This is a genomic window from Pseudomonas fluorescens, assembly GCF_001902145.1.
Classification (GTDB): Bacteria; Pseudomonadota; Gammaproteobacteria; order Pseudomonadales; family Pseudomonadaceae; genus Aquipseudomonas; species Aquipseudomonas fluorescens_BV.
The window spans coordinates 159,927-186,060 of record NZ_MRST01000026.1 but is presented as its reverse complement, the minus strand read 5'-3'; the positions used below and the strand labels follow the sequence as shown (position 1 = coordinate 186,060).

Below are 26,134 nucleotides of genomic sequence, written 5' to 3'. Positions count from 1 at the left end.
AAAAGGAATCGGTGATGACAGTCGCTTTATGGTGTGTATTGATCGCAATCTTTCTGCCGTACATTTGCACCGGTGTGGCCAAGTTCAGTACACGCAAGTTCGGGGTACGGGATAACCACGACCCGCGTGCCTTCCTCGATACCCTGGAAGGCGTCGCCAAACGCGCCCATAGCGCGCAACTCAACAGTTTCGAAGTGACCCCTGCGTTTGCCGCCGCAGTGCTCGTTGCGCACCTGGCCGGCAATGCCGAACTGGTGACCATCAATGTACTGGCAGTGCTGTTTATCACCAGCCGCCTGCTGTACATCATTTGCTACCTGGCGGATTGGGCGATCTTGCGTTCGCTGGTGTGGACAGTGGGTATGGCGTTGATTGCGAGTTTCTTCTTCGTTTCGATCTGAGGATGCGGCAGGCCCTAATGTAGGAGCGAGCTTGCTCGCGAAAGACGTCAACGATAACGCGTGCTTGCTGAATAAACGCGGCGCCTATGAGTTTTTCGCGAGCAAGCTCGCTCCTACATGGGATCAGGGCAAGCCCCTAAGCGGCTGTCAGGTTCCGGCAGGCGCATCCGGCACCTGGGGCAACGCTGCGCCTTTGGGCCACAGCATCCAGATCTGCCCTTGCTGTTTCATATTCCCCGCCAACTCGCCTGCGGCATCGCCTGTGCCCCAGAACAAATCTGCACGCACTTCGCCGGTGATTGCGCCGCCGGTGTCCTGCGCTGCAACCGGGCGTGCCAGTGGCGTGCCGTCCGGCGTGGTGGTCGACAACCACAGCAGGCTGCCCAGCGGAATCACCTTGCGATCCACCGCCACGCTATAGCCAGCGGTCAATGGCACGTTCAGCGAACCGCGTGGGCCTTCGTTGCTGTCGGGGCGGGCGCTGAAGAATACGTAGCTGGGGTTGCTCGCCAACAGTTCAGGAATACGCTGTGGGTGTGCCTTGGCCCAGGCGCTGATGGCGCCCATGGTCACGTCTTCTTTTTTCAGTTCGCCTTGTTCCACCAGCCAACGGCCGATAGGGCGGTACGGGTAGCCGTTCTGGTCGCCGTAACCCACACGCAGTTGGCGCCCGCCGGCCAGTTGAATACGCCCCGAGCCCTGGATTTGCAGGAACTGCAGGTCCATCGGGTCGGTCAGCCAGGCGATCGGCTTGGCAGTGGAGCCTTGACTGTTGAGGGTGCTGGCGTCGTCATACGGCTTGAGCACACGGCCTTCCAGGCGCCCGCGCAGGCGCTTGCCCTTGAGCTCCGGGTAGATGCTTTCGAGGTTGACGATAATCAGGTCGTCCGGCACGCCGTATACCGGCACGTGGGCGGTGGCGGTCCTGGTCAGGCTTCCGGGGTAGACCGGCTCGTAATAACCCGTGATCAAGCCGTTTGGCGTGTTGTTGGCCGAACGCAGGCCGAAGACATCCAGGTGTTCCTTGAGAAAGCTACGAACCGCTACGGCATCGCCCGGTACGCTGGCCGCTGTCGCGCAGGTCGGGCCCCAGATCGGGTCGGCCTTGAGGCGCTGGCAGGCGCTGCGCCAGGATTCAAACCCGGCGAGCAAGTCGCTGTCGGAAACGCTCGGCAGGGCTTCCCACGGTGCGCTCACATAGGTGGCAACGGCGTGAGGTTTGGTTGGCTCCTGGGCGACTTCTTTGTCGGTGTCTTTACCGGCATCGCAGCCAGCCAGTAGCGCGAACATTGGCAGAGCCCAAGCCAGGCGGCGGCCCCAGGGTTTGAAGGTGACATTCATGCAAGCAATTCCTGAAACGATTGCCCGCGCTTCACTGCATCCGGGCAACCTTATTGTTAATAGGGCTATTGGTCTTTGTGGGCGGTGCGAGGATACTGGCCGCCGTTTCCCGTGACCTTGAAGCCATGATGATGTTAAAAAAACTGACCGTTGTATTGCTGGCCTGCCTGGCTTTGTCTGCCTGTGGCGGCGTTGATCCCAATTCCCCCCTGGGCCAGCGCAAGGCGATCTTCAAGCAGATGCTCAAGACCGGTGAAGACCTTGGCGGGATGCTGCGCGGGCGTATCCCATTTGACGGCGCCACGTTCGCCGAGGGTGCGGTCAAACTGGATGCGTTGTCCCATGAGCCGTGGGAACATTTCCCGAGCGTACGCGAAGAAGACCACACCAGTGCCAAAGATGATGTGTGGCAAAAACAGGCGCAGTTCCAACAATTGGCCCGCGATCTTGAGGCGGCCACCGGTGAATTGGTGATCGCCAGCCAAGTGCAGCCCTACAAGGCCAGCAACCTGCAACCGGCGGTGCAAAAAGTTGAAGATGCCTGCAGCGCCTGCCATAAACAATTCCGCGATCATTGACCGGTTTTACTGGTCGAGTTCTTCCACTGCGTCCTGCAGCTCTTTACGCGAGTCGGCCAGCTTCTCCTTACGCTTGTTGATCTTGTCCGGGTCGCCTTTTTTCATGGCCTTGTCGAGGTCGGCCTGACGGCGGCTGACTTCATGCTTGGCGTCGAGCACCTTGTTTTCACGTTCTTTCTTCAAGCCGGCATCGGTGCAGTGGTCAGTAACTTCGGCCAGGGCTTTTTCCAGGCCGGCCTGTTGGGCGCTGTTACCGTGGGCCTTGGCCTGTTCGATCTGGCTACTGATGGCCTGGCGCTTGGCGGCGCAGCCAGTGAGGGGTTGTACGTCTTCGGCGGCCAACAGCGGCGTGGCCATGAAGCTTGCGACGGTCAGAAAGGCAAAGGGGGCGAGAAATTTCATATAAGGCTCCAAGTTCGCAATCAGGTGGCCGGGGGGTCAAAACCCATCTATCCCGGCTACGCGTAATGTTTCAGCCAAGGCTTGTACCTGCGGGTCGCGAAAAAAAGCGCTGAGTTGCGCTGCGCGTCCCGGGCCGATGCCGTCTGAGGCCAGCCAGGCTTGGGTGTCTTTGGCGACCAGCGTCTGCCAGTCCCCTTCCAGGTTGTTGCGCGCCGCAGGCGGCACGCCCAAGGCCTTGAGCCATAGTGAAAAAGGGCGTTGCCGGGCGCTTTGAATACTGTCGAGCACCCGCGCGCGGGTACGCTCGCCTAAGCCTTCAATGGTAGCAAGCTCGGTCGCATCCAGGGTCAACCAATCGAGAAAGCTTGCGATTAGACCGGCCTGGATCAATACGTTCCAGGTTTCACGGCCCATATGGGGCAAGGCCAGGCCGTGTTTGCCGCTCAGCCAGGTGAGGCGGGCGAGCAGTTGGTCTTCGCAGCCAGGGTCCAGTTGCCAGCAGCTCAAGGCGTGAAAGTCTTGAGGGGCGGGTACCTGCACGTCCACGCGGGTCTCGTTGCGCAGGATCACCTCGTCCAGTCGCGGTATGACCTGGCCCGCCAGGCTGATCGACACATGATCGCCGGGGCGGATATCCAGGGCTTGCCAGCGTTTCAGGGAGCTGACGCTCACTCGGCTGATCTGCCGATCATCCAGCCGTACGGGCTCCAATTCGAGAATAGGTGTAATACGCCCGGTACGTCCGACCCTGAACTTGACCTTGCGCACCAGGGCCAGTGCCTTGATAGTCGGGTACTTCCAGGCAACCGACCAGTAAGGCGCACTGGCTTGCCAGCGCTCGGCGGGCGCTCGCGCAGCCTGGTGCAGCACCACGCCATCGCTGGCGAAGGGTAATGGCGCGTTGTACCAATGCGTGCGCCAATGCGCGGCTTCGCTGATGGTGCCGACGGGTTGGCTGTAATGTTGGCTATCGGTGAAGCCCCAGCGCGCCAAGATGGCCAGGCGTTCGGTGAAGTCCGCCGGGCCGTCGGGCCACGCCCAGACAAACAGGCCGATCCCGGCAGCCTCGGCATCGCTCAACTGACGACGGTTCATCAGGCCAGCCACTTTGCTGCGTGCATTGAGCCCGCCCTTGAGCGATTGCACATGGTGGTTGAGGCGCCAGTAGAGTTCGCCTTGCAACACCACATCAACGGCGTCGGGCAGCTGTTGGACAATGCCGGGGATCTTGACGGCGGAGGCTGACCAATCGTGGCCCAGCAGGCCGTCGCCCCGACTGATGAGCTGATGCAAGCGGCCCTGGCGATACACCAGTGTCACCGCAACGCCATCGACCTTGGGTTGGACCCAGACATCTTGTCGAGTGCTGAGCCAGTCACTGACGGCCGGTTCGCTCGGCAGCTTCTGCAGGCCAGTGTGCGCGACCGGGTGAGGTAAGGTGCCGCGCGCACTGGCCAGCGGGTTATCAGCCTTGGGTGTTTGCTCGCGAGTGCATTCCTGCCAATGCGCCAGGCGTTTGCGGGCCTGGTCGTAGAGCTCATCGCTGATCAGGGCTTGGCCCTGTCGATGGTAGCTGTCGTCCCACTGCTGGATTTGCCTGGACAGGGTTTCCAGCTGTGAGTGAACGTCATCGGGGCAGGTTTCGGCCCATGCCCAGGCTGGCACGGTACTTATGAGAACAGCCAGTAAAACGTGCATCATGAGCATCCTTGCTCGAAAAGGGGGCCCAGCCTAAGTGATCCACGCGCCCACAAAAAAGCCCCGACCGAGCGGGGCTTTTTACCGGGTATTTCTGTTTACTTGAACAGGCCGCCCAAGGCCTTCACAGCGTCGTTGTTTTCAGTCTTGGCCTGCTGCTTTTGCTGCTTGGCGTCGACTTTTGCCTGGCTGTCGGCGAGTTTGTTGCAAGCTTTGTTGACCTGCTCCAGCGCAGCCTCATATGCCCGCACTTTCAGCAGATCGTTCTTGGCATTGGCCGCGTCGATCTTGGCTTGCAGGTCTTTGGGTTGCTGCTGGCAGTCGCCGGCATTGCCGCCACCGAGCTGGGAACTCAGGGCGCCGCTCAGAGCGTTCAGGTCAGCGGCCTGGGCCGACAGGGTGAACAGGCTGAGCAGAAGGGCGGCAGGGGCGAGCGTGGAAATGCGCATGAAAACCTCAATGTTCGATTGCCTGCGCGCTAGTCCATCCCGGGCGGGCGCAGTGCAATATCCAAATAAGGTGAAGGGCCCGAGAGGGCGCGGATTCTAGTGGGCCATCATTTGGCCTGCAAGCCTTGGATCCAAAAAAGCCCGAAGTGGCCCTGCGGGCAACAAAAAGCCCCGCCAGGCAGACCTGGCGGGGCTTTATTTACCGCGAACGATTACAGGCCGGCGGCGGTACGCAGGTCGTTGGCGCGGTCGGTTTTTTCCCAGGTGAAAGTGCTGAAGGTGTCATCACCCACAGTCTTCTGCGCAGGGGTGCGGCCGAAGTGGCCGTAGGCTGCGGTTTCCTGGTACATCGGGTGCAGCAGGTCGAGCATGGTGGTGATTGCGTAAGGGCGCAGGTCGAAGATCTCACGCACCAGCTTGACGATTTTGTCATCGCTGATCTTGCCGGTGCCGAAGGTATTCAACGAGATCGACGTAGGCTGGGCCACGCCAATGGCGTAGGAAACCTGGATTTCGCAGCGCTCGGCCAGGCCGGCAGCCACGATGTTCTTGGCCACATAACGACCGGCGTAAGCCGCAGAGCGGTCAACCTTGGAAGGGTCCTTGCCGGAGAATGCACCACCGCCGTGACGGGCCATGCCGCCGTAGCTGTCGACGATGATCTTGCGGCCGGTCAGGCCGCAGTCGCCCACGGGGCCACCGATGATGAACTGGCCGGTCGGGTTGATGTGAAACTGGGTGTCCTTGGTCAGCAACTCGGCAGGCAACACGTGCTTGACGATCAGTTCCATCACGCCTTCACGCAGGTCGGCGTAGGACACATCGGGGTTATGCTGGGTCGACAGCACAACAGCGTCGATACCCACGACCTTGCCGCCTTCGTAACGGCAGGTCACCTGGGACTTGGCGTCAGGGCGCAGCCATGGCAGTACGCCGGATTTACGCGCCTCGGCCTGGCGTTGTACCAGCTGGTGCGAGAAGGTGATCGGCGCGGGCATCAGTACGTCGGTTTCGTTGCTGGCGTAGCCGAACATCAGGCCCTGGTCGCCGGCGCCCTGGTCTTCAGGCTTGGCCCGGTCAACGCCCTGGTTGATGTCCGGGGATTGCTTGCCGATGATGTTCATCACGCCGCAGGTCGCACCGTCAAAGCCAACGTCGGAGCTGTTGTAGCCAATGTCGGTGATCACGTCACGCACGATCTGCTCCAGGTCGACCCAGGCAGTGGTGGTGACTTCGCCGGCGATGATCGCCACGCCCGTTTTCACCAGCGTCTCGCACGCCACACGGGCGAACTTGTCTTCAGCGATGATAGCGTCCAGCACCGCGTCAGAAATCTGGTCGGCGATTTTGTCCGGATGCCCTTCAGACACGGACTCGGAGGTGAAAAGGGAGTATTCGCTCATCTCGATGTTTTCCTGATATTTACCGATGGTGAGTGTCGCCAGCCGGTCGCTGAAAATGGCGGACCTGAATCTGGAAACCATTACGTAAACCTACATAGAGGCTTTCCCCGGGAACGAGTCCCGCAGCGGTGGCCCAACGGGCCAGATCGTCCTGTTCAAAACCCAGCCAGAGATCACCGCAGGCCTCCTTGGCCCAATTCTGGTTGTGGCTGCATAAATCCGTAACCAGCAGGCTACCGCCGGGGTGCAGCAACCCGGCCATTTGCTTGAGGGCTTCTGCCGGTGCGGCGAAATGGTGCAAGACCATGTTCAGCACCACGCAATCGGCTCGCAGGCTGGTGTCACTCAGGGCGTCTGCCAACTGCAGGCGCACATTGCCCAAGGCTTTGCGCTCACAGAGTTGGCGCGCCAGTTCAAGCATCGCCGGGCTGTTATCCAGCGCCGTCACCTGCTCGAAGCGGCGCGCCAGTTCGGGCAGGAAACCGCCGTCGCCAGGGCCGACTTCCAGGGCCGTGGCCTCTTCACTGAAGCTCAGCTTGTCCAACAGTGCCAGTACGCTTTCGCGGTACTGGGCCAAGCCGGCGATCAGGTCCTGCTGGGCGCGAAACTTATCGGCCACCCGTGAGAAAAAGTCCTGGCTGGCGGCGGCGCGTTGCCCGTGCACCTGGCCAATGCGCGATTGCACATCGCCGGGCAGGCACAAGTTATCCACTTCGTCGAGCAGGGCAGCGTGCAATTTGCCGCCAAGCAGTTCGGTATGGGGCAGGGCGCGCCGGTAGAAAATCGCATTGCCTTCGCGACGGGTGGCCACCAGGTCGGCCTGGGCCAGCACCTTCAAATGATGGCTCATGCCGGATTGGCCGATGGCGAAGATCTGCGCCAGCTCCAGTACCCCGAAAGAGTCGTTGGCCAGTGCGCGCAATACGTTCAAGCGCAACGGATCGCCAGCGGCCTTGCACAAGGCAGCCAGTTCATCGCCGTCGTCAGGACGCAGGGAGGGCACGGGTAGGTTCATAAGGCCAGCAGTCTAGTGACGGGTGTAGATCCCCGCAAGGTCAATATCAAAAAGTTTTGATATTGAACGATAAGTGGCGGTTATAAGCCGGCGCTATAGCCTTTAGACGAACCGGTTAAAGGTTTCTGCAAGGGATTGATGCCCAAAGCACAGGAAAAACGCCCTCAAGTGACTATCTGTCATTGCCCGCAGGCGGTGGCTGAGGGAAAATGCCGGTCCTTTTTTCCGTTTCTTTTCAGCAAACTCCAGGAGATCAGCGATGCCCAGCCGTCGTGAGCGTGCCAACGCCATTCGTGCCCTCAGCATGGATGCCGTGCAAAAAGCCAACAGCGGCCATCCCGGTGCCCCGATGGGCATGGCGGATATCGCCGAGGTACTTTGGCGTGACTACCTGAAACACAACCCGAGCAACCCGTCGTTCGCCGACCGTGACCGCTTCGTGCTGTCCAACGGCCACGGCTCGATGCTGATTTATTCGCTGCTGCACCTGACCGGCTACGACGTCACCATCGACGACCTCAAGAGCTTCCGTCAGCTGCACAGCCGCACCCCGGGCCACCCGGAGTTCGGCTACACCCCAGGCGTCGAGACCACCACCGGTCCCCTGGGCCAAGGCCTGGCCAATGCCGTTGGTTTCGCCCTGGCGGAAAAAGTGCTGGGCGCGCAGTTCAACCGCCCTGGCCACGACATCGTTGACCATCACACCTACGTATTCCTGGGTGATGGCTGCATGATGGAAGGCATTTCCCACGAAGTCGCTTCCCTGGCCGGTACCCTGGGCCTGGGCAAGCTGATTGCCTTCTACGATGACAACGGCATCTCCATCGACGGCGAAGTCGAAGGCTGGTTCACCGACGACACACCAAAGCGTTTCGAAGCCTACAACTGGCAGGTGATCCGCAACGTCGACGGCCACGATCCGGAAGAAATCAAGATCGCCATCGACACCGCTCGCAAGAGCGCGCAGCCGACCTTGATCTGCTGCAAGACCACCATCGGTTTCGGCTCGCCGAACAAGCAAGGTAAAGAAGACTGCCACGGCGCCCCACTGGGTGACGCGGAAATCGCCCTGACCCGCGAAGCACTGAAGTGGAACCACGGCCCGTTCGAAATCCCGGCCGATATCTACGCCGAATGGGATGCCAAGGAAAAAGGCCAGGCGGCTGAATCCGAGTGGGACCAGCGTTTCGCTGCGTACTCCGCCGAATTCCCGGAATTGGCCAACGAGCTCGTACGCCGCCTGGCCGGTGACCTGCCTGCCGACTTCTCGGCAAAGGCCTCGGCCTACATCGCTGAAGTCGCGGCCAAGGGCGAGACCATCGCCAGCCGTAAAGCCAGCCAGAACACCCTGAACGCCTTTGGCCCGTTGCTGCCTGAGTTCCTCGGCGGTTCGGCTGACCTGGCCGGTTCCAACCTGACCCTCTGGAAGGGTTGCAAAGGTGTCTCGGCCGAAGACGCCAGCGGCAACTACATGTACTACGGCGTGCGCGAGTTCGGCATGAGCGCCATCATGAACGGCGTGTCCCTGCACGGCGGCCTGGTGCCTTACGGCGCGACCTTCCTGATGTTCATGGAGTACGCACGTAACGCCGTACGTATGGCGGCGCTGATGAAGAAGCGTGTGATCCATGTGTACACCCACGACTCTATCGGCCTGGGCGAAGACGGCCCGACGCACCAGCCGGTCGAGCAACTGACCAGCCTGCGTACCACGCCGAACCTGGATTGCTGGCGCCCAGCCGACGCGGTGGAATCTGCCGTGGCCTGGAAACATGCCATCGAACGCAAGGACGGCCCTTCGGCGCTGATCTTCTCGCGCCAGAACCTGCAACACCAGGTGCGTACCGACGCGCAGATCGCCGACATCAGCCGTGGCGGTTACGTGCTCAAGGACTGCATCGGCGAGCCGGAGCTGATCCTGATCTCCACCGGCTCCGAAGTGGGCCTGACCGTTCAGGCATACGACAAGCTGACCGCACAAGGTCGCAACGTACGTGTTGTGTCCATGCCCTGCACCAGCGTGTTCGAAGCCCAGGACGCCGGTTACAAACAGTCGGTATTGCCGCTGCAGGTCAGTGCGCGTATCGCCATCGAAGCGGCCCACGCCGACTACTGGTACAAGTACGTGGGCCTGGAAGGCCGCGTGATCGGCATGACTACCTATGGTGAGTCGGCGCCGGCGCCAGCGTTGTTCGAAGAATTCGGTTTCACCCTGGAAAACATCCTGGGTCAGGCTGAAGAGCTGCTGGAAGACTAAAGCGCTAACGCGGTGGCCCACTGGTCACCGCATCTACTGTAGGAGCGAGCTTGCTCGCGAAGATCGTTAACGATAACGCAGCGTTTCTGGTTTAACGCGGCGCTCTCAGGTTCTTCGCGAGCAAGCTCGCTCCTACAGTGGTTTGTGTCGCCCACAATGCGAGAACCCCATGCCTCAACCGCGTCCCTACAAAGTTGCACTCAACGGCTACGGCCGCATTGGTCGTTGCGTCTTGCGTGCTCTGTTCGAGCGAGGGGCGGCGGCCGGGTTTGAAATTGTCGCGATCAATGATCTGGCCGACATGGCCAGCATCGAATACCTGACACGCTTTGACTCCACCCACGGCCGCTTCCCTGGCGAAGTGCGGGTTGAAGGCGATTGTCTGCATATCAATGGCAACTGCGTACAAGTGTTGCGCAGTGCCACTCCCGAAGGCATCGACTGGAAAGCACTGGGCGTCGACCTGGTACTGGAATGTTCCGGTGTCTATCACACCCGTGCCGATGGCCAGCGTTTTCTCGACGCCGGCGCACCGCGTGTGCTGTTTTCCCAGCCGATGGCCAGCGAGGCGGATGTCGATGCCACCATCGTCTACGGCATCAACCAGGACTGCCTGACCGGCGATGAGCTGCTGGTGTCCAACGCGTCCTGTACCACCAACTGCAGCGTGCCATTGTTGCGCCTGCTGGATCAGGCGATCGGCCTGGATTACGTGTCGATCACCACGATTCACTCGGCAATGAACGACCAGCCGGTGATTGACGCCTATCACCACGAAGACCTGCGGCGCACGCGTTCGGCGTTCCAGTCAGTGATTCCGGTGTCCACCGGCCTGGCGCGCGGCATCGAGCGACTGCTGCCGGAACTTGCCGGGCGAATCCAGGCCAAAGCCGTACGGGTGCCGACGGTGAATGTGTCTTGCCTGGATATCACCATGCAAACCGTCAGTGACACTGACGCGGCCGAGGTCAACCGGATCCTGCGCGACGCCGCCACCAGCGGCCCGCTCAAAGGCCTGTTGGCCTACACCGAGTTGCCCCACGCCAGTTGCGATTTCAACCATGACCCGCATTCGGCGATTGTCGATGCCAGCCAGACCCGCGTTTCCGGCCCCAGGCTGGTGAACATCCTGGCCTGGTTCGACAACGAATGGGGTTTTGCCAATCGCATGCTGGATGTTGCCGAACACTATCTGCACATCGCTTCTAAACAACCTCAACAGTAATTCAGGAACTGCGACCCATGACCGTGTTGAAGATGACCGACCTCGATCTGCAAGGTAAGCGCGTACTGATCCGCGAAGACCTCAACGTCCCCGTCAAGGACGGTGTTGTCACCAGCGATGCGCGAATCCTGGCCTCGCTGCCGACCATCAAGCTGGCCCTGGAAAAAGGCGCGGCCGTGATGGTCTGCTCCCACCTGGGTCGCCCGACCGAAGGTGAGTTCTCTGCCGAAAACAGCCTCAAGCCGGTTGCCGAGTACCTGAGCAAGGCCCTGGGCCGTGACGTGCCATTGGTCGCAGACTACCTGGGCGGCGTGGACGTAAAAGCGGGCGATATCGTGCTGTTCGAAAACGTGCGCTTCAACAAGGGCGAGAAAAAGAACAGCGACGAACTGGCCCAGCAATACGCCGCCTTGTGCGACGTGTTTGTGATGGACGCGTTCGGCACCGCCCACCGCGCCGAAGGTTCGACTCACGGCGTGGCCAAGTTCGCCAAGGTCGCCGCGGCTGGCCCGTTGCTGGCTGCCGAGCTGGATGCGCTGGGCAAGGCCCTGGGCGCTCCGGCCCAGCCAATGGCCGCTATCGTTGCTGGCTCCAAGGTGTCCACCAAGCTGGACGTGCTCAACAGCCTGAGCCAGATCTGCAACCAACTGATCGTCGGCGGCGGCATTGCCAATACCTTCCTGGCTGCCGCCGGCCACCCGGTGGGCAAGTCCCTGTACGAGCCAGACTTGCTCGACACCGCCCGCGCCATCGCCGCCAAGGTCAGCGTGCCGTTGCCGGTGGACGTGGTGGTTGCCAAGGAATTCGCGGAAAGCGCCGCCGCGACCGTCAAACTCATCGCTGACGTGGCCGACGATGACATGATCCTGGACATCGGTCCGCAAACCGCAGCCAACTTCGCCGAGCTGCTCAAGGCATCCCAGACTATCCTGTGGAATGGCCCGGTGGGCGTGTTCGAGTTCGACCAATTCGGCAACGGCACTAAAGTGCTGGCTAAAGCGATCGCTGAAAGCTCGGCGTTCTCCATCGCTGGCGGTGGCGATACCTTGGCGGCTATCGATAAATATGGTGTGGCTGATCAGATCTCCTACATTTCTACCGGTGGCGGCGCTTTCCTCGAGTTCGTCGAGGGCAAGGTGTTGCCAGCCGTGGAAGTGCTGGAAACCCGAGCCAAAGGTTAAGGCTCGCGTGGTCAGGAAAAGGAGCGTTCCCATGATCAAGTCGTTGGCACTGGTGATCGCAGCGAGCCTGTTGGCCGGCTGCGGCAGCACACCCAGCGCGGCGCCCGAGGCGGATAACGCCAAGGCACCGTTGAGAAAAAGCTGTTACCAGGCTGACTGGCAAGCCGAGACCATGCCGGTGATCAACAAGCGCATCGGCAACGAACGGCTGGAGAAATACGACTCCGCGCCCAACGGTCAGGAACAGGGTTGCCCATGACGGGTCTGATCCACTAACCGATAGCAACGGTGGCCCCAGGTCGCCCTGCGAGGATTGGCAATGAAAGGCGTTTTCGCCCTGGCAGCCCTGGCCCTGTTGGCCGGCTGCAGCAGCATGAACCTGTTCGACAAGGCAGAGCCAGCCGACAAATGGACCACCTGGACCTGCGACAGCAAAGCCGAGGTCAACTGGCGCTTTGCCAACCAGGCCCGCTCCGAAGTGGATGTACGCCTCGGCGGTTCGGACCAGGTTTACCGTCTCAAGCAAGAGGTAGCCGCTTCGGGCGTGCTGTACAGCGACGGCCAGTTGGCGTTTCACACCAAAGGTGAGGAAGGCCTGGTTTACTGGGTAGCGACGGATGATTTGATTGGGCGCGGCTGCAAAGCCAACTGAACCCAGTAGCAATAACGATTCAGCAGCTCAAGCTCAACCCCTTGATCTGCAATAACTTGAATAGCAGCCGCCGCTACGGCAGGCTTGCACGATTAACGACCCTCGACCGGGAGAGACAACACAATGGCACTTATCAGCATGCGTCAAATGCTGGACCACGCAGCCGAGTTCGGCTACGGCGTCCCAGCCTTTAACGTCAACAACCTTGAGCAGATGCGCGCCATCATGGAAGCCGCTGACAAGACCGACTCTCCAGTGATCGTCCAGGCTTCGGCCGGTGCGCGCAAATACGCTGGCGCCCCGTTCCTGCGTCACCTGATCCTCGCCGCCATCGAAGAATTCCCGCACATCCCGGTGTGCATGCACCAGGACCACGGCACCAGCCCTGACGTGTGCCAGCGCTCGATCCAACTGGGCTTCAGCTCGGTGATGATGGACGGCTCCCTCGGCGAAGACGGCAAGACCCCAACCGACTACGAGTACAACGTACGCGTCACCCAACAAACCGTGGCCATGGCACACGCCTGCGGCGTATCGGTTGAAGGCGAACTGGGCTGCCTGGGTTCGCTTGAAACCGGCATGGCCGGCGAAGAAGACGGCATCGGCGCCGAAGGCGTGCTGGACCACAGCCAGATGCTGACCGACCCGGAAGAAGCCGCCGACTTCGTCAAGAAGACCCAGGTCGACGCCCTGGCCATTGCCATCGGCACCAGCCACGGCGCCTACAAGTTCACCAAGCCACCTACCGGCGACGTGCTGGCCATCGACCGCATCAAGGAAATCCACAAGCGCATCCCCAACACCCACCTGGTGATGCACGGTTCTTCCTCGGTACCGCAAGAGTGGCTGGCGATCATCAACCAGTACGGCGGCGACATCAAAGAAACCTACGGCGTACCGGTTGAAGAAATCGTCGAAGGCATCAAATACGGCGTGCGCAAGGTCAACATCGACACCGACCTGCGCCTGGCGTCCACTGGTGCAATGCGTCGCCTGATGGCCACCAACCCGAGCGAGTTCGATCCGCGTAAATTCTTCGGCGCCACTGTGACGGCGATGCGTGATGTGTGTATTGCGCGTTATGAAGCCTTTGGTACTGCGGGTAATGCTTCGAAGATCAAGCCGATCTCGTTGGAAGCGATGTACCAGCGGTATTTGAAAGGTGAGTTGAATGCCAAGGTGAACTGAACCTCAAGCGTCTAACAAAAAGCCCGCAGCGATGCGGGCTTTTTTGTTAGACGTAAAAGAGGGTGTCGCTGAGCCGCTAATCTTTTTGTGTCGTCCTCATCGTTTGACGATCAACTAATAAGTTCTTTTCAAGTCTATGCGATGGCTGGCACCATTCAGCCAGTAATCTCCACTTAAAGTATCGAATGGGGTGGAAATATCCACTGGATTTGAAACCAGTACAAATTTGTAAGACGCTTGCTCGCCTGGGGGGCTGGCCAAATCGAACCTCGCTTGCCCTCCTTTTTCCGCATTAGCGAATTTATATGTTCCGCTGATCGAATTGGCCCTGGCTCCGTCATGGTAGAGTGCCGTTACGTCACCGGTATGGCTGTCTGCACCTGTAATTGTCAAGTAAAGATACTGATTGGTATTGGCGGCTTTTACTCCGGCATATGTCCCCATGGGATTAGGCATTGTCATGATAATGCTCCTTGGTTGATTGGTTTAAATGAAGTGCAAACTAAATTTAAATTCTTTTATAGGGATCGTCACCTGTTAAAGTTGACAGGTTTTAATAATTTATAAGAATAGAGGTGCGGGATATATCGCATATAACCTCAGTCTGAACCATTACGGGTATGCCAAGTTGGGGCGTTTTCCGACGTCCTGAACCAGAATGCGTGCGGTATTGGCCACGTTGTTCAGGTCTCGCTTGGGGAATCCGGCAGGCTGGAGCAAGCCATCAGGTTGAGGTGTTCCAGAGCGGCGTTAAGACGTTCGCGCAGGCAGGCGTGGAGGTCGAGCAGTGGGGCTTCGCTGTCGATGAGGAGCACGGGGTAGTCGGTGGCGGTTTCTGTGCAGTGGCTAAATCGTTAGGGCTGCGAAACCCTATCGCCGATCAATGCCAGCGACGGGGCGAACTGTAAGCGGCGATTTGGCTTGTCGCAATGGTGTTGCAGGACCCGCACCGGACCTTGAGCCGATGCACGGTCAATGTGGGAGCCGGGCTTGCCCGCGATGGCGGTGTGTCAGGCACCGACGATGTTGGTTGTTACGCCGTCATCGCGGGCAAGCCCGGCTCCCACAGGGTGCAGCGGTGTGTTTAAGACTTTGGATTTATCCGGGAAAAATCCTGTGTATTACGGGACGATTCACTCGTGATCAATATCCAACTTCGCAAACGTCACCCGCGCCCCCTCATTCGTGTCGCCCGTATTGTCCTGCACGTACACCCCCGCCTTGAAGTACAACGGCTTGTCACCCCAGGCCGCGCCAATCCTTTCATTCCACTCACTGTCAGCGGCATACACGCTCAACAGCCCGGCCTTGTTGAGGTTGATCACATAGGTGAAGCTCTTCTCCAGCGGCACATTGGAGGCGACGATGATCACCTGGCTTTCGGCGTCGTCCGGGCGCATGCGCACCTTGGCGACGATGTTGCCGGCCTGGGTTTTCTCCTTGAATTGGTACTCCAGCTTGATCAAGGGTTTCTGGCTGTCATAGGCATGGATCTGGCCGATCACGATCTTGCCGGAGGAGGGCACCTGATTGACCGCCAGGGTGGCGCGCAGGAAGTTGTCGGCCTCGGGGTAGGTCCAGTTGCGCAGGCGGCCGTCGGCGTAGGTTTCGCGCAGTTCGCTGCGTGGGTAGATGGCGTTTGCGGTGCGCGAGCCGGTCACAGGTGTCCAGAACTGCACGTCGCTGTCTTTGGCCTGGAAGTATTGATCGTTGAAGCCGCTCATCAGCCTTGATGTTTCAATGGTCGTGGGTGGGGAGCCGACCGGAATGCTCAGGTTCCAGGTGGAGAGGTCGATCATGGCGTTGGCCTTTTTTACAGAGGGTGAAGGCATTGGCCCAGAGGGCCTTCCAGGTTCTTTATAGGCGGTGCTGGCGAGATTGTTAAACAATTGCTGGCAATTTATTGGCGTCAAAGGAATGCCAAAAAGCCATGTTGCCCGTGAACCGCGGGCTACAGGACCTTACCGTTAGTCGGCTTCCTGGCCTTTGGCACAATGAGGGCACCCACGTCACTTCTGCTTTTTTGGCCGCGCGGCTAGAGTGAGCCCTCAGTGTTTATCCGGCCTTGGTAGCAAAAGTGACCGGTGCAGCTCCCTAAGGAAGAGACGTAGCATGGATGGCGCTCCACAACACGGCGATGCAATCTCGGTGCTTTTGGTGGTCGATGACTACCCGGAAAACCTCGTCAGCATGCGTGCGCTGTTGCAGCGTGACGACTGGCGTGTGATCACCGCCACGTCTGGCCTGGAAGCCTTGGAGTTACTGCTGGCCCACGATGTCGACCTGGTGCTGTTGGACGTGCGCATGCCGGGGATGGACGGTTTTGAGGTGGCACGCCTGATGCGTGGCAGCCAGCGCACGCGCATGACGCCGATTATCTTTCTGACGGCCACCGCCCATTCGCCCGACGCGGTGCTTGAAGGCTACGCCAGTGGGGCGATCGACTACCTGTTCAAGCCCTTTGACCCGCACATCCTCAAGCCCAAGGTGCAGGCGTTGCTGGAGCACCAGCGCAATCGCCGTGCCTTGCAGCGCCTGAGCCATGACCTGGAGTTGGCCCGCGCTTTTAATGCCTCGGTGTTGGATAACGCCGCCGAGGGCATTTTGGTGGTGAGCGAAAACAGTGTGATCGAGTACGCCAACCCGGCAATTTCCCGGCTGTTGAATGCGACGATGGCTGAGTTGCAGGGCGAGAGTTTCCTCAGCTTCCTGCAAAAGCCCCATGTGCCAGCCTGGTTGGGCTTTCCCATGTACGAGGCGTATCGCCGGGGCGAGACGTGGCGCCAACACGACGCCATTTTGCGCACCGGTCGGGGCCAGCAGGTGCCGGTGGCGTTGTCCTGCGCGCCTCTGCCTGCCGAGCAGAAGGCGATGGTGGTGACAGTGCTGGACATGTCCGAAGTACGGCATCTGCACCAGCAACTGGAGTTCCAGGCCGTGACCGACCCGCTGACCGGGCTGCTGAACCGGCGCGGTTTTCATCAGGCGATGGAGAATACGTTGCTGCGCAGCGAACGTAGCGAGCAGGCGCTGGTATTGCTGTACCTGGACCTGGATGGCTTCAAGCGGGTCAACGATACGTTGGGCCACGACGCCGGGGATCGCGTGCTGCGTTGGGTTTCGGAGCAAATGCAGGCGTGCCTGCGTTCCTATGACATTCTCGGGCGCATGGGCGGGGATGAGTTCACCGCGTTGCTGGAGCTGGAGTTTCCCGAGCAGGCCGCGAAGATCGCGGAAAAGCTCATCGAGCGGGTATCTGTGTGCCAGCAGGTCGATGGTTTGGAGGTGATGCTTGGGGTCAGTATTGGCATCGCGACGTTCCCGGATTGCGGCTCGGACTTGAGCGGCCTGCTACGGGCCGCGGACATTGCCATGTACGAAGCCAAGCGCGCCGGCCGTCAGCAGTATCGTTACTACGACCAGGAAATGAACGGCCGCGCCCGCTCGCGGTTGATGCTGGAAGACAGTGTGCGTACCGCCATTGCCAACAAGGATTTCACCTTGGTGTACCAGCCTCAGGTCTCCCTGGAGGACGGGCGTTTGCGCGGCGTCGAGGCGCTGTTGCGTTGGCAACATCCCAGCGTCGGCGATGTGCCGCCGGGCCTGTTCTTGCCGCTGCTGGAAGAGGCGCGGTTGATCAATCAGTTGAGTGCCTGGATCTACCAGCAAGTCGCCGCCCAGCGCCAGGCCTGGCAAGCCACCTTCGACCCCGAACTGGTGTTGAGTGTGAGCCTGAGCAGCAACCAGTTCAACATGCCCAATCTGGCCAACCAATTGCAGCAGATGCTGGAGCGGCATGGGTTACAGGCGCGGCAACTGGAGGTGGAAATCGGCGAAGACTGCTTGATGAGTAATCTTGCCGAGTCTACCAAGCAACTCCAGTTACTGCGCCGGATCGGGGTGCGGATTGCCCTTGACGATTTTGGCTGCGGCCAGTGCTCCCTGGCCCATTTGCGCGACTTGGCGTTCGACACCCTCAAGCTTGACCCTCAACTGGTGGCGCGCCTGCCTGGCTCGGCGCGGGATGCGGCAATGGCGCGCAGCATCATCCAGCTGTGTGAGCATTTTGGTGTGCTGGTGATCGCCGAAGGCGTTGAGACCCTTGAGCAAACCCAGTGGCTCAAGGCCAATGGCTGCGCCCATATCCAGGGGCCGTGGGCGGCGCTGCCGTTGATGGCCGAGGACGTTGCCGGCTGGTCGTACCCTCGCGCGCTTTGAATTCGCTACACTGGCGCCCGTCCCAATTGCGTTGCAGAGCCCATGACCGCGTTGAAATACCTCCAGGCCTACCCCGCCGCACTCCAGGAGCAAGTGCGCCAACTGATCGCCAAGGACCAGTTGGGGGCCTACCTGGAACAGCGTTACCCCGAACGCCATGCGGTGCAGAGCGACAAGGCCCTGTACGCCTATGCCCTGGCCTTGAAGCAGGAGCACCTGCGTAACGCGCCGTCTATCGACAAAGTGCTGTTCGACAACCGCCTGGACCTGACCCATCGTGCCTTGGGTTTGCACACCACGATTTCCCGGGTGCAGGGCGGTAATCTCAAATCCAAGAAAGAGATCCGCATCGCTTCGCTGTTCAAGGAGGCGGCCCCGGAGTTTCTGCGCATGATCGTGGTGCACGAGCTGGCGCACTTCAAGGAGTCGGACCACAACAAGGCGTTCTATAAACTCTGCCAATACATGATGCCGGGCTACCATCAGGTGGAATTCGACCTGCGTGTGTACCTCACCTGGCGCGATTTGCAGGGCAAGCCCTAACCCCAAGGCGACTGACCATGGATGTGAGCAAGACCAAAAGCAGCTTCTACCGCCGCCTGTACGTGGCGTACTTGATCGACAGCCAACTGGCCAGCAGCGTCCCGGCGCTGACCGAGGCCACCGGCATGCCTCGGCGTACCGCCCAGGACACGATTGCGGCGTTGGCCGATCTGGATATTGTGTGTGAGTTCGAGCAGGAGGACGGTGCGCGTAACCATGCCGGGTGCTATCGGATTCGGGACTGGGGGGCGATTGATCGGGGGTGGATCGAGGCTAATCTGGCGTCGATCAAGCAGGTGTTGGGCTATCCCTGAGTTTAGCGGTGGCAGGGCTGACGCTATCGCGGGCAAGCCCGGCTCCCACAGTTGAATGCGTTCCAGTGTGGGAGCTGGCTTGCCTGCGATGGCGCCCTCAGAGGCGCCGCATACCGATATGTGGAATATCGTCCTCCAGGTATTCCTCACCCGCCACTACAAACCCATACCGCCCGTAGTACTCCTGCAAATGCGCCTGAGCTGACAGAAAGATCGGTGTCTCGGGCCAGAGTTCTTCAATCTGCTTGAGGGCCTCTTCCATCATCGTGTGCCCCAACCCGGTGCCGCGTGCCGATGGCGCGACGATCACCCGGCCGACCACCACGTCGCCGCCCTGGGACTCCGGGTCCAGCAGGCGCAGGTAAGCCAATAGCTCATTATCTTGCCAGGCCATCAGGTGATGGGTGTCACCCGCCAGGTCCTGCCCGTCGATGTCCTGATACGCGCATTTCTGCTCGACGACGAATACCTTGCTGCGCAAGCGCAGGACGGCGTACAGCTGGTCCTTGCCCAAGTCGTCGTGATGTTTGCAAACCCAATCAACCGTCATGATGTGTGCTCTTGTAAAGACGTGCCTGGATAGTAAGCGCGGCGGGCGCCGCTGTCTAAAATTGGCAAATGTGTGAATGGCGTCAATTTGCCATCATTGAGTGCGTGCGCTGCTGGCTGCTTTGTGTAATCTGCAATGCAGGCTCATTGATGAGCTACTGTTATCAGGCCACCGCCTGCCCGCCAAGGACTTTGAGCATGCCGCGATTGACTCGTGCTGTCGCTTTGATCGCAGTGCTGCTGCTGGCCCAACCGGTGCTGGCGCAGCGTCTGCGTCTGGTGGCGGATGGCTGGCCACCGTTCACCGATGCCACCTTGGTCAATGGCGGTTTGGCCACGGATATCGTCAGCACCGCCCTGGCCCGCGCGGGGTACGCCAGTGATTTTGAACAGGTGCCCTGGGCCCGCGCGCTCAAGGGCGTGGGGGATGGGCGCTACGATGTGCTGATCAACGCCTGGTACGACGAGGCCCGCACGCAGTTTGGCCAGTTTTCTGCTGAGTACCTGCTTAACCGTGTGCGCTTTCTCAAGCGCAGTGACGATGCCATCGAATATCACAGCCTGGCCCGACTGCACGACGAGACCATCGCCGTGGTACGCGGTTACGCCTACTCGGCGGCGTTCGATCAAGACATTCAGCTACAGAAAGTGCCGGTGCACAACTTCGCCATGGCGGTGCGCATGCTCGCTGCGCGGCGGGTGAGGTTGACGCTGGAAGATGAATACGTAGCGCGTTATTACCTGGCTCGGGAGTCGCTGCGGGTGCGCAATGCGGTGGCGTTTGTGGGCAAGCCTTTGAGCGAGAACAGCCTGCACATCCTGGTGAGTTTGAAGAACCCCGAGCATGCGCAGATTGTTGCCGGTTTTGATCGGGAGATCGCCAGGATGAAGGCTGATGGCAGTTATGCGCGGTTGATGAAGGCGCATGGGATGTAGCGTTCTTGCGGGCCTCATCGCGGCATAGGTATCTACACAACTTTGGGGCGGTGCTGGACCTGTGGCGAGGGAGCTTGCTCCCGTGACGGACTGACAGCCGACGCTGATCTAACTGATGCGCCGCGATCCAAATGTGGGAGCTGGCTTGCCTGCGATGGCGGCCTTACAGCCGACCAGGATGTTGGATCTGACCGCGTGTATATCCGTTCCTGCGGTAACGGCCACTTAGGGTTCCGCTTTTACAGCGGCTCACTTTTGAAAAGCCGGAATGCCGGCCCAGACAAAAGTAAGCAAAACGCTCTTGCCCCACCACTCGGCACCTCGCCTAGGCTCGGTGTGCCCGAACGCATGCTTGAATCCGTGGGCCGCCGCCACGCGCCATCCGTGGCGCGGGGCGGCTAACCCGGCGTCCTGCCGGGTTACCCACGAATTCAAGCCTGCGTTCGGCCAGCGTGGTTTAGCGGGGCGCCTGAAGAGCAAAGGCAGATCAAGAGCGGCTCGCTTCGCATCGTGGTTACCGTTGAACGCTTCAGAGTTGTGTAGATACCTATGCTCATCGCGGGCAAGCCCGGCTCCCGCATTGGAATGCATTTCAAGGTGGGAGCTGGCTTGCCTGCGATAGCGGCCTAAGCCGCGCTGGTATCCTTGATCAGATGCGCCGCCAACGTGCGCAACGGCCCCAACTGCCGGCAAATCAATGCCAACTGCGTCTGTACCAACCGCTGCCCTTCGTCGATCTCATCGGGCATTTGCTCAAGCTCGGCGGCCAGCGCTTCCTCGTCATCACTCTGGATCGCAATCGGCTGTTTATTGGCCAGGCCGGTGGCGATCTCATCGATGCTCGCCGCCAGGCTGTTGCCCGCGCCTTCGATCAAGTGCTCGCGCACATCGCTCGGTAGCGAGGTATCGCGATGCGCGCCTAACCCGGATAAATAGCTGAGCAAGGTGTGAGACAGCACCAGGAAGCGGAAGCCCACGTCGGCTTCCTTACGGAAGTGCCCAGGCTCCATCAGCATGTTCGCCAGGGTGGTGGACAGCGCGGCATCGGCGTTGTGGGCGTTGCGACGGGCCAGGCGGTAGGCCAGGTCGTCGCTCTTGCCGGCGGCGTATTGCTGCATGATCTGGCGCAGGTAGATGCTGTTGCAGGTCAGCGTGTTGGCCAGCACTTTGTTCAAGCGCCGGCCTTGCCAGTCCGGCAGGAACAGGAACACCGCCAGGCCCGCGATCAGGCTGCCGAGCAAGGTATCGAACAGGCGCGGCAGGAACAGCCCATAGCCATCGCCCACCTGGTTGAAGCAGAACAGCACCATCAGGGTGATCGCCGCCGTCGCCAGGGTGTAGCGGGTGGTGCGGTTGATAAAGAACACCAGACCTGCGGCGATAGCGAACATCGACTGCACCACCGGGTTAGGGAACAGATCAAACAGCGCCCAGGCCACGGTGAGGCCGATGGCGGTGCCGATGATCCGCTGGCCGAGCTTGCGCCGGGTGGCACCGTAGCTCGGCTGGCAGACGAACAGGGTGGTGAGGATGATCCAGTAGCCCTGGGACGCGTGGATGGCGTGCAGGGTCGCGTAGCCGACGGTCAACGCCAGGGACAGGCGCAAGGCATGGCGAAACAGCAGCGATGTAGGCGTGAGTTGGGTGCGCAGGCGCGTCCACATTTCCTTGAGGTTGCGCGGGGCGCGGTCCAGCAGGTTGCTGTCGGTGGCGTCGGCCAGGGCATCGGGGTTGCTGGCGTCGCCCAGCAGGCGGTCGAGGGTGGACAGGTTGGCCGCCAAGGCGCGCAATGACCGCAGCAGGCCACGCCAGGCCGGGTTGCTCTGGATGCGCAGGTGCTCCAGGGACGCGTTGAGGTCGCCCAGGGCTTGGGCAAAGCTGTCGTCATAGATGAACGGTTGGCGCAGCTGGATCGACTCGGCCAGGGTCTGGCAGGCCTTGCCTTGCTGGCGCAGCAAGCGCTGGCAGCGAAACAGCACATCGCTGTGGAAGAAGGCTTCGGTGAGGGCGTTGTAGGGGTAGTGGGAGGAACTGGCGCGCTCGTGGATGTCCTGGGCCAGGAAGTACAGTTTCAGGTAACGGCTGACCTTCGAGCCCGGTCGCCCATTGCCGACGCGGTGCAAGATGATTTCCTTCGCGGCATTCAGCGCAGCGACTACCCGGCCATTTTGCTGGGCCAGCTCCAGGCGCCGTGCTTCTACATCCAGCTGCCGGATCGGTTCGAACAACGATGACTTGAGCTTGAGGTAACGCCCCAGCTCGCGGAACAATCGCGCCAGGCTCTGCTGCACCGGCTGGTTGGAAAACAGCGCCTGCCACAGCACGGACAGCACGCCGTACCAGGCGGCACCGGCGACCAGCAACAGTGGCTCATGCCAGAAGTCCGTGACGGCGCCGCCGCGCTGGTCCACGCCGATCATGGTGTAGACCGACAGAATCAAGGTGGCCGAAGCAATCGCGCCATAGCGTTCGCCCAGTGCGCCGAGCATGGTCAGGCCGAAACTGGCCAGGGCCAGGGCGATGGCAAATATCCAGGGGTAAGGGAACAGCAGCTCCACCGACAGCGCGGCAATGCTGAAACACACCAGTGTCACCGCCAGCGCGTTGAGGCGGCCTTGCCAGCTGTCATCGGTCTCGGCCAGGGCGCTGGCGATAATCCCCAGGAAGAGCGGGATCAGCAGCGTCATTTCATCCTGGTACCAACACAACGCCATGCTGCCGGTGAGGGCGATGAACACCCGTACGCTGTAGCTGAATTTATCCAGCGCCCACAGGCGCCGCATGGACTGCTTGAACGAGGTCGATGACATGAAGTCTGGAGTCTTCCGGGACGTTGTCGCTAAATTGAGCTATCAAGGACGCCACGGCAAGCGTGGCGATCACATCGGGCAGCAAAATTTTCAGTCTCACTGCAAAACCAAAGTGGGAGCGGGCTTGCCTGCGATAGCGGTGCTGAATTCACCGCCGCTATCGCAGCGATGCGGCGGCCCGACAAGCCAGCTCCCACAGGGGATTGCATTTCAAGGCGAAAGTCAGGCGTATTGCGCGGCCGCGTACCCCGATGCCCAGGCCCACTGGAAGTTGAACCCGCCCAGGTGGCCGGTCACGTCCAGCACTTCGCCGATAAAGTACAGACCGGGGCTTTTCAGCGATTCCATGGTCTTGGACGACACTTCCCGCGTATCCACCCCGCCCAATGTTACCTCGGCAGTGCGATAACCCTCGGTGCCGGCCGGTACCAGTTGCCAGTTCCCCAGCTTTTGCGCGATATCGGCAATTTCAGCATGGGTGTACTGCTTCATCGGCTTGGATTCGAACCAGCTTTGGGCCAGCAGGTTGGCCATCTTCTTGGTGAAGATCTCGCCCAGTAGGGTTTTCAACTCGCTGTTGGGGTGTTCGGCCTGTTGCTGTTGCAGCCAGGCATGGGCGTCGTGGTCGGGCAGCAGGTTGATTTCTACCGTGTCGCCGGAGTGCCAATACGAGGAAATCTGCAAAATCGCCGGCCCGCTCAGGCCGCGATGGGTGAACAGGATATTCTCGCGAAAGCTCTGGCCGTTGCAGCTCACCAGGCAGTCGACCGAGGTGCCGGACAACTCGCCGCACAACTCCTTGAGCTGGTCGGTGATGGTGAACGGCACCAGCCCGGCACGGGTCGGCAGCAGTTCATGGCCGAATTGTTTGGCCACTTGGTAACCGAAACCGGTGGCGCCCAGCGTCGGGATCGACAAACCGCCCGTGGCGATCACCAGGGATTCACAGCGCAGCTCACCCAGGGTGGTTTGCAGTTGATAGCCGCTTTCGAGCTTGGCGATTGCCTCGATGGAGGTGTCCAGGTGCAGGCTCACGCCGGTCTGGATGCATTCGTCGAGCAGCATGCCGAGGATGTCGCTGGACTTGTTGTCGCAGAACAGCTGGCCGAGTTTCTTCTCGTGGTACGGCACGCCGTGCTTGGCCACCAGCCCGATGAAATCCCACTGGGTATAGCGGGCCAGGGCGGATTTGCAGAAGTGCGCGTTGTGCGAGAGGAAGTTGGCAGGCTCCGTGTACATGTTGGTGAAGTTGCAGCGGCCGCCACCGGACATCAGGATTTTTTTGCCGGCCTTGTTGGCGTGGTCGATCAACATCACCTTGCGCCCACGCCCGGCGGCGGTCAGCGCGCACATCAAGCCTGCGGCGCCGGCGCCAATGATCACAACTTCGGTCGAGCGCACAGCCATGTCCTCACAAAACTATTGATTTGAAATGCAATCAACACTGTGGGAGCTGGCTTGCCTGCGATGGCGGTAGTGGATTCACCGTCGCTATCGCAGGCAAGCCAGCTCCCACATTGATTCGGTTCTTGCAGTAACTATGTTGTTACAGGATCCGCACGCGCAGCGAACGGCCTTTGATCTTGCCGTCATTCAAACGCTGCAACGCCTGCTTGGCGATGCCACGCTCCACGGCCACGAAGGCCTGGAAGTCAAAGATCGCGATCTTGCCGACCTGGGCACCCGGGATGCCGGCTTCGCCAGTCAGTGCGCCAAGAATGTCGCCTGGGCGAACCTTGTCTTTACGCCCGGCGGCGATGCACAGGGTGCTCATCTGCGGCAGCAACGGGCCACCGCTTTGCGGCTTGAGGTTGTCCAGTTGGTCCCAGTTCAGCGGCGACTTCTGCAGTTGCTCGATGGCCTGGGCGCGGTGGGCTTCGGACGGCGCCACCAGGCTGATGGCGATGCCGGTCTCACCGGCACGGCCGGTACGACCTACACGGTGGATGTGAATTTCCGAGTCGCGGGCCAGTTCGACGTTGATCACCATGTCCAGGGCGTCGATGTCCAGGCCACGGGCGGCGACGTCGGTGGCCACCAGCACCGACGTGCTGCGGTTGGCAAACATCGCCAGTACCTGGTCACGGTCGCGCTGTTCCAGGTCACCATGCAGGCCAACGGCGCAAATGCCTTTGGAGGTCAGGTGGTCGACGGTTTCCTGCACTTGCTGCTTGGTAAAGCAGAACGCCACGCAGGAAGCAGGGCGGAAGTGCGCCAGCACCTTGGTCACGGCGTCCATGCGCTCTTCCGGGGAGATCTCGTAGAAGCGCTGTTCGATCTGGTCGTCGGAGTGGAACGCTTCGGCTTTCACTTGCTGAGGCGCACGCATGAACTTGGAGGCCAGTTGCTTGATGCTCACCGGGTAGGTGGCCGAGAACAGCAGGGTCTGGCGGCGCGGTGGGGTCTTGCTGATGATGTCTTCGATGGCGTCGTAGAAGCCCATGTCGAGCATGCGGTCGGCTTCGTCGAGGATCAGGGTGTTCAAACCGTCCAGCACCAGCGAACCTTTACGCAGGTGCTGCTGGATGCGGCCCGGGGTACCGACGATGACGTGGGCACCATGCTCCAGGGAGGCGATCTGCGGGCCGAGGGACACGCCGCCGCACAGGGTCAGTACCTTGATGTTGTCTTCGGCACGGGCCAGGCGACGGATTTCCTTGGCGACCTGGTCGGCCAGCTCACGTGTCGGGCACATCACCAGCGCCTGGCACCCGAAGTAGCGCGGGTTGATCGGGTTCAACAGGCCGATGCCGAATGCGGCGGTCTTGCCGCTGCCGGTCTTGGCCTGGGCAATGAGGTCCAGCCCTTTGAGGATCACCGGCAAGCTTTGCGCCTGGATCTGCGTCATCTCGACATAACCCAGCGAGTCGAGGTTAGCCAGCATGGCGGCGGACAGGGGCAAAGTATTAAAAGCGGTGGCGATGGTAGTCACGGGACTGGCTCTGCAAAACAAAATGTCGCGCAGTGTACCAGT

At 60.6% G+C, this 26,134-nt stretch carries 24 protein-coding genes and 1 pseudogene; 12 read left to right on the top strand and 13 right to left on the bottom strand.

Translation table 11 applies throughout. The features are described from left to right. Positions 1-14 precede the first annotated feature (14 nt). Positions 15-401, top strand: a complete 387-nt coding sequence (locus tag BUE92_RS20285; protein WP_073525928.1) for an MAPEG family protein — start codon at positions 15-17, stop codon at positions 399-401. A gap of 147 nt (positions 402-548) precedes the next feature. Here the strand turns inward: BUE92_RS20285 and mltA are convergent, their stop codons facing one another. Next, positions 549-1,742, bottom strand: coding sequence for a murein transglycosylase A (mltA, locus tag BUE92_RS20280; RefSeq protein WP_073525927.1), 1,194 nt, complete (start codon positions 1,740-1,742; stop codon positions 549-551). A 128-nt stretch (positions 1,743-1,870) separates the two neighbouring features. Here mltA and BUE92_RS20275 point away from each other — a divergent pair, with 128 nt between their 5' ends. Continuing rightward, complete coding sequence (locus BUE92_RS20275; protein ID WP_073525926.1) at positions 1,871-2,320, top strand: c-type cytochrome; 450 nt, start codon at positions 1,871-1,873, stop codon at positions 2,318-2,320. 6 nt (positions 2,321-2,326) lie between these two features. On the opposite strand, the gene BUE92_RS20270 is transcribed toward BUE92_RS20275, so the two are convergent. The 5 genes from BUE92_RS20270 to BUE92_RS20250 form a co-directional block, all read right to left on the bottom strand. Continuing rightward, the gene (locus BUE92_RS20270) at positions 2,327-2,722 is read right to left on the bottom strand and encodes a DUF1090 domain-containing protein (protein WP_073525925.1); all 396 of its coding nucleotides are present in this window, start codon (positions 2,720-2,722) and stop codon (positions 2,327-2,329) included. 36 nt (positions 2,723-2,758) lie between these two features. Beyond that, on the bottom strand, positions 2,759-4,423 hold the full coding sequence (gene ligB, locus BUE92_RS20265) for an NAD-dependent DNA ligase LigB (RefSeq protein ID WP_073525924.1): 1,665 nt from the start codon (positions 4,421-4,423) through the stop codon (positions 2,759-2,761). Between the two features lie 95 nt (positions 4,424-4,518). Continuing rightward, positions 4,519-4,869 carry a DUF1090 family protein gene (locus BUE92_RS20260; protein ID WP_073525923.1) on the bottom strand — a complete coding sequence of 117 codons (351 nt, stop codon included), beginning with the start codon at positions 4,867-4,869 and terminating at the stop codon, positions 4,519-4,521. Between the two features lie 212 nt (positions 4,870-5,081). Then, complete coding sequence (metK, locus tag BUE92_RS20255; RefSeq protein ID WP_003194964.1) at positions 5,082-6,272, bottom strand: methionine adenosyltransferase; 1,191 nt, start codon at positions 6,270-6,272, stop codon at positions 5,082-5,084. Between the two features lie 19 nt (positions 6,273-6,291). Next, positions 6,292-7,287, bottom strand: a complete 996-nt coding sequence (locus tag BUE92_RS20250; protein ID WP_073525922.1) for an ArsR/SmtB family transcription factor — start codon at positions 7,285-7,287, stop codon at positions 6,292-6,294. Between the two features lie 259 nt (positions 7,288-7,546). On the opposite strand from BUE92_RS20250, the gene tkt reads away from it, so the two are divergent. From tkt to fba, 6 genes are all read left to right on the top strand, one after another. After that, the gene (gene tkt / locus BUE92_RS20245; protein ID WP_073525921.1) at positions 7,547-9,544 is read left to right on the top strand and encodes a transketolase; all 1,998 of its coding nucleotides are present in this window, start codon (positions 7,547-7,549) and stop codon (positions 9,542-9,544) included. 169 nt (positions 9,545-9,713) lie between these two features. Then, a complete protein-coding gene (gene epd / locus BUE92_RS20240; protein ID WP_003194958.1) occupies positions 9,714-10,769 on the top strand; it encodes an erythrose-4-phosphate dehydrogenase in 1,056 nt (351 codons plus the stop codon). A 17-nt stretch (positions 10,770-10,786) separates the two neighbouring features. Further along, positions 10,787-11,950: a phosphoglycerate kinase gene (locus BUE92_RS20235; protein ID WP_003194956.1), complete on the top strand. Its 1,164-nt coding sequence runs from the start codon at positions 10,787-10,789 to the stop codon at positions 11,948-11,950. 31 nt (positions 11,951-11,981) lie between these two features. Next, positions 11,982-12,209, top strand: coding sequence for a hypothetical protein (locus BUE92_RS20230; RefSeq protein ID WP_073525920.1), 228 nt, complete (start codon positions 11,982-11,984; stop codon positions 12,207-12,209). Positions 12,210-12,269: 60 nt separating this feature from the next. After that, entirely contained in the window at positions 12,270-12,602 is a 333-nt protein-coding gene (locus BUE92_RS20225) for an MliC family protein (protein ID WP_054898180.1), read from the top strand. A gap of 123 nt (positions 12,603-12,725) precedes the next feature. Next, entirely contained in the window at positions 12,726-13,790 is a 1,065-nt protein-coding gene (gene fba, locus BUE92_RS20220; RefSeq protein WP_003177554.1) for a class II fructose-bisphosphate aldolase, read from the top strand. 114 nt (positions 13,791-13,904) lie between these two features. On the opposite strand, the gene BUE92_RS28190 is transcribed toward fba, so the two are convergent. The 3 genes and pseudogenes from BUE92_RS28190 to BUE92_RS20210 form a co-directional block, all read right to left on the bottom strand. Further along, complete coding sequence (locus tag BUE92_RS28190) at positions 13,905-14,252, bottom strand: hypothetical protein (protein WP_143170010.1); 348 nt, start codon at positions 14,250-14,252, stop codon at positions 13,905-13,907. 150 nt (positions 14,253-14,402) lie between these two features. Further along, a pseudogene (locus tag BUE92_RS20215) lies at positions 14,403-14,605 on the bottom strand (fructose-bisphosphate aldolase). Between the two features lie 318 nt (positions 14,606-14,923). Further along, on the bottom strand, positions 14,924-15,589 hold the full coding sequence (locus BUE92_RS20210; protein WP_073525918.1) for a polysaccharide lyase family 7 protein: 666 nt from the start codon (positions 15,587-15,589) through the stop codon (positions 14,924-14,926). A 313-nt stretch (positions 15,590-15,902) separates the two neighbouring features. On the opposite strand from BUE92_RS20210, the gene BUE92_RS20205 reads away from it, so the two are divergent. From BUE92_RS20205 to BUE92_RS20195, 3 genes are read left to right on the top strand one after another with little or no spacing between them, the layout of a single operon-like run. Continuing rightward, entirely contained in the window at positions 15,903-18,008 is a 2,106-nt protein-coding gene (locus BUE92_RS20205; RefSeq protein ID WP_073525917.1) for a putative bifunctional diguanylate cyclase/phosphodiesterase, read from the top strand. 42 nt (positions 18,009-18,050) lie between these two features. Continuing rightward, entirely contained in the window at positions 18,051-18,551 is a 501-nt protein-coding gene (locus tag BUE92_RS20200) for a M48 metallopeptidase family protein (protein ID WP_003194942.1), read from the top strand. A gap of 17 nt (positions 18,552-18,568) precedes the next feature. After that, positions 18,569-18,865, top strand: coding sequence for a winged helix-turn-helix domain-containing protein (locus BUE92_RS20195; protein ID WP_073525915.1), 297 nt, complete (start codon positions 18,569-18,571; stop codon positions 18,863-18,865). A 97-nt stretch (positions 18,866-18,962) separates the two neighbouring features. On the opposite strand, the gene BUE92_RS20190 is transcribed toward BUE92_RS20195, so the two are convergent. Next, positions 18,963-19,415 (bottom strand): GNAT family N-acetyltransferase, encoded by a 453-nt coding sequence (locus BUE92_RS20190; RefSeq protein WP_073525913.1) that lies wholly within the window; start codon positions 19,413-19,415, stop codon positions 18,963-18,965. A 197-nt stretch (positions 19,416-19,612) separates the two neighbouring features. Between BUE92_RS20190 and BUE92_RS20185 the strand changes: the two genes are divergently transcribed. Continuing rightward, positions 19,613-20,350: a substrate-binding periplasmic protein gene (locus BUE92_RS20185; protein WP_073525911.1), complete on the top strand. Its 738-nt coding sequence runs from the start codon at positions 19,613-19,615 to the stop codon at positions 20,348-20,350. A 626-nt stretch (positions 20,351-20,976) separates the two neighbouring features. Here BUE92_RS20185 and yccS read toward each other — a convergent pair. The 3 genes from yccS to dbpA form a co-directional block, all read right to left on the bottom strand. Further along, positions 20,977-23,160 (bottom strand): YccS family putative transporter, encoded by a 2,184-nt coding sequence (gene yccS, locus BUE92_RS20175; RefSeq protein ID WP_073525910.1) that lies wholly within the window; start codon positions 23,158-23,160, stop codon positions 20,977-20,979. Positions 23,161-23,382: 222 nt separating this feature from the next. Beyond that, the gene (locus tag BUE92_RS20170) at positions 23,383-24,561 is read right to left on the bottom strand and encodes an NAD(P)/FAD-dependent oxidoreductase (RefSeq protein WP_073526461.1); all 1,179 of its coding nucleotides are present in this window, start codon (positions 24,559-24,561) and stop codon (positions 23,383-23,385) included. A gap of 145 nt (positions 24,562-24,706) precedes the next feature. Continuing rightward, positions 24,707-26,044, bottom strand: coding sequence for an ATP-dependent RNA helicase DbpA (gene dbpA, locus BUE92_RS20165; protein WP_233475092.1), 1,338 nt, complete (start codon positions 26,042-26,044; stop codon positions 24,707-24,709). Positions 26,045-26,134 lie beyond the last annotated feature (90 nt).